The sequence below is a fragment of the Burkholderia sp. L-4 genome, assembly GCF_056856535.1.
Map to the genome: position 1 here is coordinate 166189 of NZ_JBXEOX010000004.1, position 14287 is coordinate 180475.

The window sequence follows — 14287 nt, forward strand, 5'->3', positions numbered from 1 at the left end:
GTCGCCCTCGTCGTGTTCAGCTCATCCGCGCGTAATATCGCTGGGGATGCTTCTGGATCACGGCCAGGTCGATTCCGTCGAGCAGCCAGTGCAACTGCTCAGCGCTGAGCGTGATCGTGTCGCCTCCGTTCGGCCAGACGAAGCGGTCGGCTTCGAGTCGCTTGAGCAGCAACCAGAAGCCGTTGCCGCCCCAGCCGAGAATCTTGATGCGATCGCGTCGTCGGTTGCCGAACACGAACAGCGCCGAGGTCATCAGATTCAGGCGCATCGCCTGTTCGACCAGAATCGACAACCCGTTGATGCCCATGCGGAAGTCGACTGGATCGCGATGCAGATAAACCTTCAGCTCTTCGTCGAACCGGAACACGGCAGCCTCCCGAGCATCTGGATCACCGTGGCCAGCTCATCGACACTCGCCTCGCCGAGATCAAATTCGACACCATTGGACAAGCGCACATGTAACGAGAGCGCCATCAACGACGGGGCTGGTGGCAGTACTGGGGAAACGGCAGGCACGGTCGACGCAGTCGTGACGACAGGAACGAATGCCCGCGCTTCACTCATCGGAACCCGACGGGCAGTGCCCGGAATGTCGATCGATACGCCGTCGATCACCAGCGGGTCCGGCCTCGTTGGGGTTTGCAGCGTATGCTGCTGATGGCGCGAGATCCAGCGGCGCAACTGATTCGGATTGACGTCATGGTCCATAGCCGCCCGGGCGATCGATACCCCCGGCTTCAGGCAAAACTCGACCAGCTCCCGCACGGCATCTTCATCAAATTCCCGCCGGCCATCCCGTCGTTGGCCAACTACCAGTCTGCTTCGAAGGTCCTGTTTCTCTGTCATCATGGTCTGAGTGCATGTGTCCACGCGGACACTTAGCATCTGACCTTATGCCTACCATTGGTAGGGCGTCGTTTATTGACGGCTTACCGTTGTTTGGCATGTCTCGTTCGCTGTATCGGTATCAGTCGGTTGCGCGCGATTCGTCGGCGCTGCTCATGCGTATCAAGGAAATCACCGCCACGCGCGTGCACTATGGGTATCGGCGCGTTCACGTGGTCCTGCGACGGGAAGGCTGGCGAGATAACTGCAAGCGCGTCTACAGGCTGTATCGGGCGGAGGGCCTTTCACTGCGGCATAAGCGACCACGACGTAACAAATCGGCTCGGCTGCGACAGCCCAAGCATATCGTGACCGCGATCAACGAAATCTGGAGCATGGATTTCGTTGCGGATGCACTGTTCGACGGGAGACGTCTACGGACACTGACCGTCGTCGACAACTACACCCGGGAATGCCTGGCCATCGAGGTCGGGCAAAGTCTGACGGGGGAGCATGTAGTCGAAGCGCTGACGCGTATTACTTCCCTGCGCGGGCACCCCGCCACGATCAAGGTCGACAATGGCAGCGAGTTCATTTCGAAGGCAATGGATCGCTGGGCCTATGAACATGGCGTTGAACTGGATTTCAGCCGGCCGGGCACGCCCACTGACAACGCCAAGGTCGAAAGCTTCAACGGGCGCTTCCGGCAGGAGTGTCTGAACGCACATTGGTTCTTGTCATTGGCCGACGCGCAGAGCAAAATCGACGACTGGCGCACGTACTATAACGAGGTTCGTCCCCACTCCGCATTGCAGTGGATGACACCCGCAGAATTCGCCCGTCAGGCAAGGGAATCCGCCTCGCCTGACAACTCAACCAAGCCGGAAATCTCCACTTCCGACCGGGACTAATTCTGGTTCAGGGTCAAAGTTATCAAACTTCTTGCTGTACGTGGAATCGAGGCAGGGTCACTGCCACTCCCAACCTCTGATGGGCGTCGTTAAAAGACCGCATGCCAATTTATAGCAACCGCGGGGGGGGGGGGCAGCATGAGCTGACCTGCTTCTCGAGTTTATGAAACGCTCGCTTCCGATTTCCGAACGATTTCCCTAATTAAGTACGAGATTTGCGACCAGCTCCTGACTCTGGAATTCGGCGTTGGAACCTCCATTGATATCCTGCGTCGCATCACTGCTCCAGTTCACACTTCGCCCACTAGCCCGACTGCGCTCCTCACGCAACGTGCCAAGTCCTGCGTCGACACGGCCATCGAGCATGCTGCTTAACTGCCGAGCCAGATCGGGTGTCAAGCCCGTCACCCGCAGGACCGTTTTGGTTGCAAGGGTAGTGCCGCCGGGGGCCAAGATGGACCAATCCGTCACGGTGCCAAGACATACTCGAAGTTCATGGGCAAGACCGGCTTTGTCTTGATAAACATAGGTACTCGCCCTACCGGGTCCACGACCTATCGGAAGCGTGACGCCGGCCTGAAGCATTGCCTGACTTAGCGAGGGTGCGGCCGTGCCGTCACATAACCATCCCGTATTCGAGCTCAGACTGATCGGATGCGCATTAACAAAGCCCGTCGGCGTCGTAGGATCGTCACCCGGTAGCGTTCCGCCGGTACGAGTCACATACGTGTCGAAAGCGCTGATCCAGCCTTGTATAAATTCACTGTATATCTTTACGCCTACTGCGTTGCGATATACATCGCCACCAACAACCGCGACGCTGGCCAAAATCGCGACGACAATCAGGACGATCGAAAGTTCGATGAGCGTAAAGCCGCGATGCGAACGCCGGGCACGCTCGGGCTGAGGTTCATGGGTGGTCATCATGGGGCAGTAGACTTGGAGAGTGCTTCAAATAAGTGTTGTCTGATCGCTGAATTGATCGTCGGCAGGTCAGGCAACAGGCGACTGGGGACCCTTACGGGTATAGGCGCGACGCTTGGACGTACACGAAGACGGCGGAATCCGTGCTGCTACATCGGCGCATTCAACGATCCGGCGATACTTGCTAAGGCAGCTACCATGTTCACTACGGCATCTGGCAATCTCCGCCGCAACACCTCGATAGCGCAACGTGCCTCGATGCCGCTCCGAATCGGAGACACGATCGGGATAGACATCACGCATCTTCTGCAATCGCTGGCGACGGAGCCAACACAATCGCATCGATCAGCATCAACAATTGCGTGGCGTCGCAGACATTAAGCTATACAGGGTAGCGACAAGCGAGGCGCCAGTGGCGCCGGCAACTATTTGTCGCTTGGAACCGGTTCGCGCACGATCGGTAGAGTTTGTCCCAGTTCTTCTACTGCCCCAACTGCTCGAACAAAGTCGGAAGCGGTGACAACGCACGAAGAATCGATTCGATCGGCGGCACGCGGCCTCGGAAGCCGCATTTCCTGGATCCGATCCCGGACGCTGACCTGTTTTCAGTCCAGCAGGCAGTGCTCGCACCTGATGTCCGATACGCAGCCCATCTTGGCAGCTAGATCGTTCGAGGGAATTCCGCTTTCGAGTACGAAAAGTATTCCGGTCGGCGCAGCAAGATCGGCTACGAGTTTGGGCCCACAACACCGGAATCGCCACGGCGCTGCTTATGGCAAAAGTAGTTCGTTCAATGCCCACAATTCGTCGTTGATAATCGGCCTGACCGCCTCCTCACTGCGCATATCGGAATAGTCGAGGTTAGCCTTGCCTTCGTGTTAATGGGGACAGCACTCTCGTACAGCACGGAGCAAGCGTTCACGGGAAACTCGCGAGAAAACGGAGCCATATAGCGGCCTTGCAAGTTCGGCGTCAATGGTTTCCTTGATCCAAGCGACGAAGCAACGTCATCTATACTTCAATTACCGACGGACGATCTCGCTCATGTTGAGTTCGGGGCTATAGCTGAGTAAGTAAAACAGAACGTCATGGTGCCTCGATCAGCCAGCGTTGCCGCCTTGCTTCATCAATGCCGTGACGGACGCTAGTGTTATCCGAAACGAGCACGGCCGACCGTCACCGGCCGCCAGCTGCGGCGATTGCACACTCACGCCGAGTCGCGTAATCACCCCAGGCGCACGCACACTGATTGTCCGCAGCACCAGCCCAACGGCGCGTGTCCTAATGTCCCGATGACGGCAACTCAAGGCCAGCTGTTCCACGGTCGAATCTCCACTTCGTCTAGTCGCAACTCGCGTCGCGTAGGTTCGAAGCTTCCGATATATGCCATGCATTCGCAATGTCTTCAAAATAAAATTACTCAACAAGCTTATTCACCACATTGATCTCGGGCACTGCTTTGAGCCGTTTAACTCGAACAGGCATGTTAAAGGTAGGGACTATCAAGTAGCCCGCTTGTCGCATGTCGCTGTATTTCATCGATTTGAATAGCCAAGCCGGCCATGATTTGATCTGACAGAATGACATTGTCGATGGCAGAATAATACTCGTTAAATCCATATCGGATCATTTTAATTGCATTAAACGCCTCGTAAATGCTTTCGGTAGTCAAGTCCACGACAGCGAATGGCACGCCGGCACAACTGGGTGCGTCAGCGCGTGCACAATTACCTTGCTCAATCAGCAAGTTCATAACTTTCGCTCCGACTTTGGCCGGGCCTGTCACAAGCAAAGGCGTTGCATTGTTGATCAAGTCGGTCGTGGTTGACTGCTGGAGCAACCTCAACAGGATTTGGTAATCCGCAAGCGCAAGCAGCAACATCTGGGCGCTGAGCAGTGTATTGAAAGGCGTACGTGCGAAGGATGCTACTTGTTCGGGGCAGTCAAGATCCTGCGCCAGCTCGGCGAACGTGCGGTTCAGTGCTTGGGTCGAATCACTAGCCTTTGTATTTTTTAGGGTGGACGCTCCAATTTGCAGAGAATAGGCAGGATCAACTGACGTACCCGCAGTCCTTGGAGCAGTAAGCAGTGCACATACTTGCAGGATTTTGGATGGCTGAGCCGCGAATTGCGTCGCCGGCACCACATGAACCTGATTTATTTGGATCTGATTTGGCCGCATAGCGAGCACGTCGATGTGATTGCCGACGCCCGTTGCGAGTGCTACGTCTCCGGTCCCGCGTTTGGGATATGGGTGCACTGTGTATCGAATCTGGCCGGTTGTGGCTTCGGGCAGGCCCAGCGTCTGATATGGAACGTAACCGTTGGCGGTCGCGCTGCAGGTTGGGGGTGCAACGCCACTAGTGTCCGCCGCTGGGCAGGGAAGCGAGCCATGCTCAAAGAGATAGGCTATTAGCGCGACGTTTGCACGTTCAAGTATGACACTGCGCTCGGAACGAGTCTCCTGATTGCGGGTCATCTGGTTTAGAACAAGCAAGCCGACGACAAGCAAGCCCGCAAGTGCAACGACCAGCGCTGCCTCAATCGTGCCAAACCCTCGATTGCGCTGATGCCTCTGGGAGTTTCTCATAACCTACCCTCAATTTGTTTCTGAAGGCGATTTTGTGCTTCTTGTTGCATTTTCTGAAGTTGCGTGACGTAATTCCGCGCGCTCACAATGGCGGTCTGAGCATTTTTGAGAGAGGCTATATCGCTGTTCGTTTTACTCATACCCGGATCGATTGTGCTAACAATTTGGAATTGTAGGCCGATATAACCGATCAAGACGACGTCAGCAACAATGACATTTACCAGCCCGATCACGGCCGCTGGATTCGTCCCATCGATAGCGTCTGGAATAGCCATCGTTGTTTGAATCAGCGTGCTGACGAGATCCGCGGCCAGATTGGCCAGCAAGCCTGCGCGAATAGCTATCTGGAAATCGTCACTGAACAGTGACTGTTGCGCGCGCTGGAATTGAAGCTCGCGGAAACGAGCTAAGCTTTGCGCGACTTGCACCATGCCTTGACTGGCTACGATCTTTTGCGCGGTGCTACCAGCGCGCGTGATCACCTCGGGGCAGCGTAACCATCCTTCCATTTCCCCCAAACCAATAGCACGTAACCCGATGCCGCGAGCGAGCTGAGCTTGTGCTTGCGGGCTGCCGGGCAACATTGACAGATCAGGCGGCAGCGTATTGCGGTCCGGTGAAATTTGCACCACAAAGGCCGCTGGAACACCAGCGACACGCAGTTGTGGCGACCGTGCAGCAGCACTCAGAGCGGCGCATAAATTAAGCCGGGATGCCGAAGGGTTAGTCGGCCAACTGGAGCGCTGTCCGGTGCTGCTTACATACTGAGGCATATGTTGATTGGGATCAGGAGTGTACAGACCGGCCCCTGCAGACACCAAGCGGCTGTCAACGGCATACCACACGGACATTTTTCTGTCGGACAGGCCGAGCATGACCAGGTCGATCCACCCTTGCGTGGACGGCAGCACATACCGATTCAGCGCATAGCCGATGACGGCCTGGTGTACTTCGTTCAGCTCGTCTTGGACTTGCCTATCCGGAGGCACAGGAGCACTGGAGCGTATAAATGGAAGCAGCACCACAGACAGAATACCGGTGACCACGACTGCTAAAGCAGCCTCCAGCAAGCTGAACCCCCTCTGTGCGGCACGGTTGCTGGCCCGATGTTGGCAGAGACTCACTGCTGCTTGGTCGTTCATGTGGTTTTTACTCACGGTTATTTCGCGTTCACGGTACCTGTAACGGTGGGACCAATTTCCCAAGTGAAGCCCATCTCGGTAGCCTTTTGAACCGCGTCGTCGGCTGGTGAAACTCCCGAGTTTGAATCTGGCATTCCCCAAGGCTGGAATCCCCAGAGCTTGTCCAGCAGCAATTGATACTGGCCGAGATAGATAGTGTCGTTTATCGACGCCAACGCTTGTGCGCCCAGATCGACAATTCGACGCGTCTCGGCAAGGTTATAGAACTGAAGCGAAGCTGCGGCCTGAATCGCGAACCATGGCATAGCTAGAGCTGTCAAAGAGCTGTCTCGCTTGGCAAATTCAGTCATCCCTTGCGAAGCACGCACACCGGTAAAGATCCAGTCGAGCACGATCAACTGAGGAACCAGTACCGTTGTCATCCAGTGGAACGATCCCCAGTCGTGCGGTCCAGAGGAACCCGGGCCGTTGTCATCCGCCCATCCACTGGGCCCGTTAATCAAGGCCTGCCTCAGTCCCAGGATAGTGCCGCCTGGCTCACTGAGCGCGGCCGTCGTGGCCATCACGCTGAGCGATGCATTCACCGACTCACATTGAAACGCTGTATAGAGATCAGCGGCCGACTGCGCACTGGACTGGGCTGATACGCTAAGCTTGTAGGCCACGGTACCCGCAACCGGTAGAACGCTCCATGGGCCGAGAGATTGACTCAGAACGACCGAGACGCCTTCGGAACCCAGAGCGGTATTTTGGAGTTGTTGACAAAAATCTGCACCGCTTGGCTTGGCCATATAGGCACTCATAGGATTTATCTGGGCGCCCGCAATTCCCCTCCCTAGAGTGCTATCGTTTGCCCCAGGTACGATCGGACCGACGGCCGGAATGAATTGTCCGGCAGGCGAGCTTGTCAGATCGGGGCTGCCGCCGTTGCCCTTATTAGGAGCATAGCGGACCTGCTGCATAGCCGCTGTAAGACTGCCTGGATATACAATTGTGGTGTTCAGCAGTGTTTTCGCTGGCAACCACCCCTCTTGAACCCCGCAATCTTCCACTCCCAAGCGTGTTGACGCGGCGCATGGCAGGCGCCCATATCTGGACGCGTAGTCCTTTACTAAGCTATCGGCCCAGCGTAACGCAGCGCGCTCATCCTGAATTGAATGATTCAGTATGTCGGAACGATTTGTGAGATAGCCGATGATTACGCTACCGGCAAGCATAACCAGCAATGCGGACATGCCGACCAATCCGAAGCCTTTTTGTCTAGCAAGTCGTGCCGTGACGTGCCCGGATCCTCTAATTTGTTTCATCACGAATTACTCGAATAAATCTGCCATTAGCGCTTATATCTTGCGAGATGAGATATCTCGCAGATACTTTGTCCGAGATGGTTGCCATAAACTATGGCTCGAAGATGTCTACGGAAGGCTGACCGGTACATGAATCAGGAATAATGCGCTGACATGGTTTGCCGGACCAGATCGTACACGGGCAGCAGCAGGGCCATAATCATGACGATGAACAATCCACCTGCCAGCACAATCACCAAGGGCTGCATGATTTCCGACAACATGGCGATGACACGCGTAAAGCGGATTCGGTACTCCATGGCCAAATGACTAAGTTGACGATCCAAGGTTCCGGTCTCCTCCCCTACGCTAATCATGCGTGTCATCATGGCGGGGAATCCCCCCACCTGCCGCATGGCTGCCGACACACGGTCCCCGCGCTCGACGAACTGACGCATGGCAACTAGGCGGTCTCGATAAAAGAGGTCCTTGACCGTTTGCTCCATAATCAGCAGGCTCTCAACGATGCCGATACCCGCATGAACCAGAATTGCCAAATATTCCGAAAAGAACGCTAGGCCGGACGACGTCAGCAGGGTCCGGCTAATGGGTAAGCGATGCAGGATTGCATAAACCGCTCGCTGTACACCAGTGCTGGTGCGCCACGCGATCACACACGCGCTCGAACACACGAAAACGCACAAGCCCACCTCAATCGCATGTGGTGTGATCCAGTCCGCAATGGCTAGCACGGCCACGGTCAATGCCGGAAGTGGAACGTTCATTTGCTTAAACAAGCTGGACAAATTCGGGATTACGTAGTAGATCCAGAACGCGGCCGCTCCGAAAATCGATAAAAACACGAACATCGGATAGATCAACGCCTGCATGGCGTTGGCCTTCATTCCGATGACCCTATCAATATGGTCAGACGCCTCCATCAGCATCTTGTCCATCGAGCCGGTTTCATCGCCAATGGCGACAAGGCTGCGCACAGTCTCGGGGAATACTGCCGGTTGTCGCGCGAAAGCCTGGCTCACGGTATCACCAGCCTCTAGGTCCTCGAGCAGTCTGCGCCCTACGCGGGCCACTGCGGGATCGGCATTTTGAGCGTCCTTGTCGGCAGTACTGGCGATCGATTCCAGGATGGGCACACCCGCGGCTGTCATCACGGCCAGATCCCGCAACAAGCCGGCCAGATCCCTTGACTTAACCGTAAGCGTCAATCTGAGGCCGTCTTGACGATCAGAACTTGACCTCTGAGAGGCGCTGATTCGCGAGCACGAGATCAAAGGCGGCGGGATCGAAGCTGCCGCCACACCACTCGAGGAAGTGGTCGTGCTCCTCGTGCGTCGGATCGGTGATCGCTCCGAGGAAGTCGGCATATCCTGGCACTCCCCCGACGTCTTCCGGTGGACACGCATTCTGCCCGTCCAGGCACATCGGCCGGCGCATGTCTGGATCAGGCACCAGCGCCTTCTCGACTTTGATCCGATGCTGCCAGTTGTCACCGTAGTCGTAGATATAGGTGAATGACTTCAGCCCGCCGAGCGCCTTCGACAGTGTGACCCGTGCTTCATTGAGCATTGGTGGATCGCTCTGGAATCCGAAGTCATCAGGTTCACCATAGTTGGTTTCGCCGAAGACGAACTCGTGCAGGTGCCCGCCTTCCCAGCCCATGGCCAGTTGCAGCACGACATGCAGCTTGCCCAGCCGGATCGAGCCGGGAACGACGATTCGTCGCCAGATCGCCGGCTTGATGTACTTCAGCTCAACGCGCAGTACGTAATCGGGGACTGGCGCCTTGACCAGGCGCACGGCAGGTTTGCGGGGTTGGACCATCGGATTGATTCTCAGGCGGCTTGCTGTTCGATGTGTGCAGTCGGCATCAGGTGCCACGGCAGCAACTCGTCGATGCGGTTGATGGGATGATCGGCGATGCGCTCAAACACCGTGCGCAGGTAGGCAAACGGCTCGATGCCGTTCAGGCGCGCCGTACCGATCAGGCTATAGATCACCGCCGCGCTTTGGCCACCGCCGTCGGAGCCTGCGAACAGATAATTGCGCCTGCCGAGAACCAGCGGCCTGATCGCGCGCTCCGCCGTATTGTTGTCCACCTCGACGCGCCCGTCTTCGCAATAGCGTGTGAGAGCGTGCCAGTGCCCCAGCGAGTATCTAATCGCCTTCGCCAGCCCCGACTTCGCCGAGACCAGTGACAGCGTGTGTTCGAGCCAGGCCTTCAGCTCAGCGAGCAATGGGGCCGAGCGCTGCTGACGCGCAGACAGGCGCACGTTCGGCGTCTGGCCGCGAACCTCGCGCTCAACAACATACAGCGCCCCGATGCGGTGCAGTGCTTCTTCGGCAATCGGTGAGCTGTCCAGTTTGTATATGTCGTAGAACTTGCGCCGCGCATGGGCCCAGCACCCGGCCTCGATGACCGTGCCGTCACGATACAGCGCGTCATATCCGCTGAAGGCATCTGCCTGCAGGATTCCCGTGTAGCCCGCAAGATGTTCTCGAGGTCGCTCACCTTTGCGATCGGGTGAGTACCTGTACCAGACTGCTGGTGGCGCGCGGCTTGCCGCAGGGCGGTCATCCCGCACATAGGTCCACAGGCGCGCTGTGCGTGTCTTGCCACGCCCCGGCTCCAGCACAGGCACGGGCGTGTCGTCGGTATGAATCTTGTCTGCGTCGCGCACGTAACGGCCGAGTGCATCAGACAGCGGCTGCAGTAGCGCCGCTGCTTCACGCACCCACGAAGCCAGTGTCGCGCGATCCAGTTCGATGCCGGCGCGGCGATAGATGCCGGCCTGCCGGTACAGCGGCGTATGGTCAGCGTACTTCGCGACGACGACCTGTGCGAGCAGCCCGGCACCCGCCATCGAGCGCGCTATCGGTCGCGAAGGTGCTGGCTCCTGTACCACTGCAGCACAGCGCGGGCAGCTCAGCTTCGGACGTACGTGACGCAGTACCTTGAAGTAGCCGGGTACATAGTCGAGCACCTCCGAGACGTCTTCGCCGAGCGCGCGCATCTGTTTGCCGCATTCCGGGCATCCGCAGCTCGTTGGCGTATGAACAACCGTATCGCGAGGCAAATGGGCAGGGAAGTGCCGCGGTTGTCAACCTCGGACGTAATTTCCCCAGAAGTGTCGAAGTAAAATTCCCCACCCTGTTCGGACGGTGATCAGCCGGCGACGTGATCGAATGGGTTCCTTCGGGGGCGGCCCGGGCGCCGGCGAGCCGGTTCAGCGGGCACGGGGTTCAGGGAAGACGGACGGTTGCGCAGATGGTCCGGCAGCAGATCGGCGTGTTCTCGCAGGCGGTACGATGTGCCTTCGATCTGCACGACGATCGCGTGGTGCAGCAGCCGGTCGAGCAACGCCGCGGCCACCACGCTGTCGCCGAACACGTCGCCCCATTCACCGAAGCTGCGATTGGACGTCAGGATGATCGCGCAGCGCTCGTAGCAGGCGTTGACGAGCTGGAAGAACAGGTTGCCGCCGTTGGAGCCGATGGGCAGGTAGCCGATCTCGTCGACGATGAGCAGGCTGTTACGGGCAAGGAAGCGCACGCGCTGCGCCAGGTTGCCTTCCCGTTCGGCCTTGGCCATCGAGTTCACGATCTCGGCCAGCGAGCCGAAGTAGACGCTCTTGCCCGCGCGCACGGCTTCCACGCCCAGCGCAATGGACAGGTGCGACTTGCCCGTGCCGGGCGGCCCCAGGAAGTGAACGGTCTGCCGTCGTTCGATGAACTCGAGTTGCGCAAGCGTCATGATGCGATCGCGATCCAGGCTCGGCTGGAAGCTGAAGTCGTAGCCGGCCAGCGTCTTGATCGTGCCGAGCCGCGCGGTCTGCAGCGCCATCCGGATGCGGCGTGTTTCGCGTGTCGTGAACTCCTCGCCCAGCAACGTTTCCAGCACTTCGAGCATCGAACTGTCGCCTTGCTCGAAGCGGTTCAGGGTGGCATCCAGCGTTTCGAGCGCGCGCGGCATGCGCAGGCCGACGAGATAGCGCCGGATGCGCTCCAGTGTCGAGGCAGGCATGCTGTTCATGCGGTCCTCCCGGCTTCTGCGAGACGTCTTGCGACCTGGTCATAGAACGACAAGGGCCGGCGAGCCACGCTCGCCGTCACCGATGGCACGGGGTGCCGTGCCGGCTGCTTACGCTGGTTTGCACGCCGATGACCGGGCAACAGCGAGGTTCGTCGCCGGCCTTCCAACACGGGATGCACCGCCAGCAGTTCACCGTCCTCGTAGATACGGATCTCGTGAGCCAGACTGTGGACGTCGAGCACGCGCTTGCGCGTACGATCGGGCACGCTGTAGTAGTTGCCACCGACCGAGACGAGACCTTCGTGGCTCACGCGCCGCTCAAGCCGGATCACGCCGTTGAAGGTGCCGGCCGGCAACGCCTGCAGCGTAGGACGCTCCTCACTGAAGTGCTGAGCGACGACGCGGTGCGTGGTGCCGTGCACGCGGACATTGGCAACCGTGTCGAGCCACTCGCGCAGTTGGCGGTTCAGGTCGGCGAGGTTCTGGAAGCGGCGCGCCAGGAAGAAGTCCTGCCGGATATAGCGATACGGCCGCTCGACCTTGCCCTTGGTCTTGGCGCGATACGCCTTGCAGGCGCGCGGCGCGAAGCCGTAGTGCTGCGCAAACGCGACCAGCTTCGCGTTGTAGACGATGTGCTTCTCGACTTCGCCCAGCACGGCCGCCTTCATCCGGTCGTACAGAATCTCGCGCGGAGCGCCGCCGAGGTGCTCGAACGCTTCCATGTGGCAGCGCAGGACGGTCTGCAGGTCCTGATGCTCGACGAAACGTCCCCAGAGATAGCGGCTGTGCCCAAGCACGATCGAGAACAGCCAGATCGAACGCCGCTGGCCGGGCGCGTCATCGAGCTCGACATTGAAGTGCGCGAAATCCACTTGAGCCTGATGACCGGCGGGCGTCTCAAAGCGCACCTCGAAGCCGCGTTGGCGCGGCGGCCGGACTTCCCGAACCAGGTCGCCCAGCGCCGTGCGGCCGCCGGTATACCCCATGGCCCGGATCTCGCGCAGCAGACGTTCGACGCTCAGGTCGGGAAACTCGCGTACACGTTCGGTGACGTAGTGGACGAACGGATCGACCACGCACGGTCGCGGCGCGCGCGGACCGTAACGCGGCGCCTGAACGCCATTCCTGATGTATTTACGAACGGTCTTGCGATCCATACTCAGTCGAGCAGCGATGGCCGAAATACTCAGCCCTTGCCGATGCAATTCCAGAATCGTCATCACTTCCTCCAGCTCGACCACCGACACCCCCACGACGGATCTCAAGGGCAATATGGTCAGCGATCGACAGGACGGCGCCGCTACTGCGGCGCCGTCGTATAAAAAACTGGGGAAAATTACTTCGACGAAAGTGGGGAGTATCTATCCGACGCTGACAGCGGTTTGCGGCGCAGCGAATTGAGGTTCGTAGTAGCCGATGTATCCGCAGTCGCGGCATCAGGCACCTTCGCCGGTGCGGCCATATTTGCTTCAGGAACAGGCAGCTCACCGAGCGCGAGCTGCAGCTGGTCCATCAATTCTGTCATGCGCTCCGATGAGCGGCCGTACTGCCATCGCTTCAGCCTCGAGATCTCGGCCAGCAACTGCGCAATGGTCTCGTCACGCGAGGCAACGATGCGCTTGAGGGCGGCGATGTCATCGGGCAGATGGTTGGCAGGCATGCAGCCAGTGTAAATGAAGCCCACGCGCTTGTGGGTTCCCGCACCCGGCGTTACGCGGCGTGCGTCGGCTGCCACGTCCGCTCTGGATGCCGCCAGTCAATCCCCTCGAGCAGCATCGACAGTTGGGCAGCTGACAGATGGACTGTTCCCGAGTCCGCCTGCGGCCACACGAAGCGTCCTCGCTCGAGTCGTTTCGCGTACAGGTTCATGCCGTCGCCGCTCCACCATAAAATCTTGATGAGGTCACCGCGACGCCCACGAAACAGGAAGATGTGCCCCGAGAAGGGATCACGTCCGAGCGCTGACTGCACCAGCGTGGCAAGTCCATCCATGCCACGGCGCATATCGGTAACGCCCGCTGCCAGCCATACGCGGGTACCGCCTGGCGGCGCAATCATGCTGGCATCAGGCAGCGCAGCACGAGGCGCAACTGCACGGGGTCCACCATGCCCGTGACGCGTACACGGGCACCGTTCAGTTCGATCTCGATGCCCGACGCTGCCGATACGCTCTCGCGATGTGGCTCGACAGGCTGTAGAGCGAGCGACGCCAGTTCTGACGTTTCGCCGGTCGGTGCATCAGGTAGCGCTACAGGCAACAACACCGCTGTGCTGTGCGCCACACCTTCAAACAGGCCCGCCCGCAGTTGCCGACGCCACTTGAACACCATATTGGGATTCAGTCCGTGCGCCTGCGCGAGCTTGGCCACCGAAATACCCGGCTCGCACGCCGCGACGGCAACTTGCCGTCGGTACTCCGGCGTGTAGTTCGGTCGGCCCTTGCGGTTCGACGCTCGCGCATCCCGTGTGTCCAAAGTAGTCCCCATCACTTGAAGTAACGGACATCACTTTGGACACCGGCTGCAGCTCTGTCCATGCGGCCACGAAATGACGCTTAC

At 58.7% G+C, this 14287-nt stretch carries 13 protein-coding genes and 2 pseudogenes; 1 reads left to right on the forward strand and 14 read right to left on the reverse strand.

Annotation, left to right across the window (positions count from 1 at the left end; genetic code table 11):
• Positions 1 to 16: 16 nt before the first annotated feature.
• Both tnpB (AC1VVG_RS35865) and AC1VVG_RS35870 read right to left on the reverse strand, forming a co-directional pair.
• Complete coding sequence (tnpB, locus tag AC1VVG_RS35865; RefSeq protein ID WP_121863073.1) at positions 17 to 367, reverse strand: IS66 family insertion sequence element accessory protein TnpB; 351 nt, start codon at positions 365 to 367, stop codon at positions 17 to 19.
• Positions 343 to 885 (reverse strand): transposase, encoded by a 543-nt coding sequence (locus tag AC1VVG_RS35870; protein WP_175907237.1) that lies wholly within the window; start codon positions 883 to 885, stop codon positions 343 to 345. Before AC1VVG_RS35870 ends, tnpB (AC1VVG_RS35865) begins: the two co-directional genes overlap by 25 nt.
• Between AC1VVG_RS35870 and AC1VVG_RS35875 the strand changes: the two are divergent.
• A pseudogene (locus AC1VVG_RS35875) lies at positions 870 to 1736 on the forward strand (IS3 family transposase); the annotation flags it as partial. The gene AC1VVG_RS35870 and the pseudogene AC1VVG_RS35875 sit on opposite strands and share 16 nt — an antisense overlap.
• A 198-nt stretch (positions 1737 to 1934) precedes the next feature.
• Here the strand turns inward: AC1VVG_RS35875 and AC1VVG_RS35880 are convergent.
• The 12 genes and pseudogenes from AC1VVG_RS35880 to tnpA all read right to left on the reverse strand — a co-directional run bounded on the left by AC1VVG_RS35880 (position 1935) and on the right by tnpA (position 14215).
• Complete coding sequence (locus AC1VVG_RS35880) at positions 1935 to 2663, reverse strand: prepilin-type N-terminal cleavage/methylation domain-containing protein (protein WP_482837710.1); 729 nt, start codon at positions 2661 to 2663, stop codon at positions 1935 to 1937.
• A gap of 1483 nt (positions 2664 to 4146) precedes the next feature.
• On the reverse strand, positions 4147 to 5250 hold the full coding sequence (locus AC1VVG_RS35885; protein WP_482837711.1) for a hypothetical protein: 1104 nt from the start codon (positions 5248 to 5250) through the stop codon (positions 4147 to 4149).
• The gene (locus AC1VVG_RS35890; protein ID WP_482837712.1) at positions 5247 to 6392 is read right to left on the reverse strand and encodes a type II secretion system protein; all 1146 of its coding nucleotides are present in this window, start codon (positions 6390 to 6392) and stop codon (positions 5247 to 5249) included. Before AC1VVG_RS35890 ends, AC1VVG_RS35885 begins: the two co-directional genes overlap by 4 nt.
• Before the next feature lie 17 nt (positions 6393 to 6409).
• The gene (locus AC1VVG_RS35895; RefSeq protein WP_482837713.1) at positions 6410 to 7627 is read right to left on the reverse strand and encodes a hypothetical protein; all 1218 of its coding nucleotides are present in this window, start codon (positions 7625 to 7627) and stop codon (positions 6410 to 6412) included.
• Between the two features lie 206 nt (positions 7628 to 7833).
• The gene (locus tag AC1VVG_RS35900; RefSeq protein ID WP_482837714.1) at positions 7834 to 8868 is read right to left on the reverse strand and encodes a type II secretion system F family protein; all 1035 of its coding nucleotides are present in this window, start codon (positions 8866 to 8868) and stop codon (positions 7834 to 7836) included.
• Positions 8869 to 8923: 55 nt separating this feature from the next.
• Positions 8924 to 9520 carry a plasmid pRiA4b ORF-3 family protein gene (locus AC1VVG_RS35905; protein ID WP_045598730.1) on the reverse strand — a complete coding sequence of 199 codons (597 nt, stop codon included), beginning with the start codon at positions 9518 to 9520 and terminating at the stop codon, positions 8924 to 8926.
• Between the two features lie 11 nt (positions 9521 to 9531).
• A pseudogene (gene tnpC, locus AC1VVG_RS35910) lies at positions 9532 to 10782 on the reverse strand (IS66 family transposase); the annotation flags it as partial.
• 80 nt (positions 10783 to 10862) lie between these two features.
• Positions 10863 to 11729: an IS21-like element ISBcen28 family helper ATPase IstB gene (istB, locus tag AC1VVG_RS35915; RefSeq protein ID WP_012732871.1), complete on the reverse strand. Its 867-nt coding sequence runs from the start codon at positions 11727 to 11729 to the stop codon at positions 10863 to 10865.
• Positions 11726 to 12982 (reverse strand): IS21 family transposase, encoded by a 1257-nt coding sequence (gene istA, locus AC1VVG_RS35920; RefSeq protein WP_338340935.1) that lies wholly within the window; start codon positions 12980 to 12982, stop codon positions 11726 to 11728. Before istA ends, istB begins: the two co-directional genes overlap by 4 nt.
• Before the next feature lie 83 nt (positions 12983 to 13065).
• Positions 13066 to 13464: a transposase domain-containing protein gene (locus AC1VVG_RS35925; protein WP_482837715.1), complete on the reverse strand. Its 399-nt coding sequence runs from the start codon at positions 13462 to 13464 to the stop codon at positions 13066 to 13068.
• Complete coding sequence (gene tnpB / locus AC1VVG_RS35930) at positions 13440 to 13787, reverse strand: IS66 family insertion sequence element accessory protein TnpB (protein WP_046543747.1); 348 nt, start codon at positions 13785 to 13787, stop codon at positions 13440 to 13442. Before tnpB (AC1VVG_RS35930) ends, AC1VVG_RS35925 begins: the two co-directional genes overlap by 25 nt.
• Positions 13784 to 14215: an IS66-like element accessory protein TnpA gene (gene tnpA, locus AC1VVG_RS35935; protein WP_063934034.1), complete on the reverse strand. Its 432-nt coding sequence runs from the start codon at positions 14213 to 14215 to the stop codon at positions 13784 to 13786. The genes tnpB (AC1VVG_RS35930) and tnpA overlap by 4 nt, the downstream gene beginning before the upstream one ends.
• Positions 14216 to 14287 lie beyond the last annotated feature (72 nt).

Coding starts and splice junctions, on each gene's coding strand:
- AC1VVG_RS35870 (WP_175907237.1), bottom strand. CDS start 885: ATGCTAAGTGTCCGCGTGGACACATGCACTCAGACCATGATGACAGAG.
- AC1VVG_RS35880 (WP_482837710.1), bottom strand. CDS start 2,663: ATGATGACCACCCATGAACCTCAGCCCGAGCGTGCCCGGCGTTCGCAT.
- AC1VVG_RS35885 (WP_482837711.1), bottom strand. CDS start 5,250: ATGAGAAACTCCCAGAGGCATCAGCGCAATCGAGGGTTTGGCACGATT.
- AC1VVG_RS35890 (WP_482837712.1), bottom strand. CDS start 6,392: ATGAACGACCAAGCAGCAGTGAGTCTCTGCCAACATCGGGCCAGCAAC.
- AC1VVG_RS35895 (WP_482837713.1), bottom strand. CDS start 7,627: ATGTCCGCATTGCTGGTTATGCTTGCCGGTAGCGTAATCATCGGCTAT.
- AC1VVG_RS35905 (WP_045598730.1), bottom strand. CDS start 9,520: ATGGTCCAACCCCGCAAACCTGCCGTGCGCCTGGTCAAGGCGCCAGTC.
- istB (WP_012732871.1), bottom strand. CDS start 11,729: ATGAACAGCATGCCTGCCTCGACACTGGAGCGCATCCGGCGCTATCTC.
- tnpB (WP_046543747.1), bottom strand. CDS start 13,787: ATGATTGCGCCGCCAGGCGGTACCCGCGTATGGCTGGCAGCGGGCGTT.
- tnpA (WP_063934034.1), bottom strand. CDS start 14,215: ATGGGGACTACTTTGGACACACGGGATGCGCGAGCGTCGAACCGCAAG.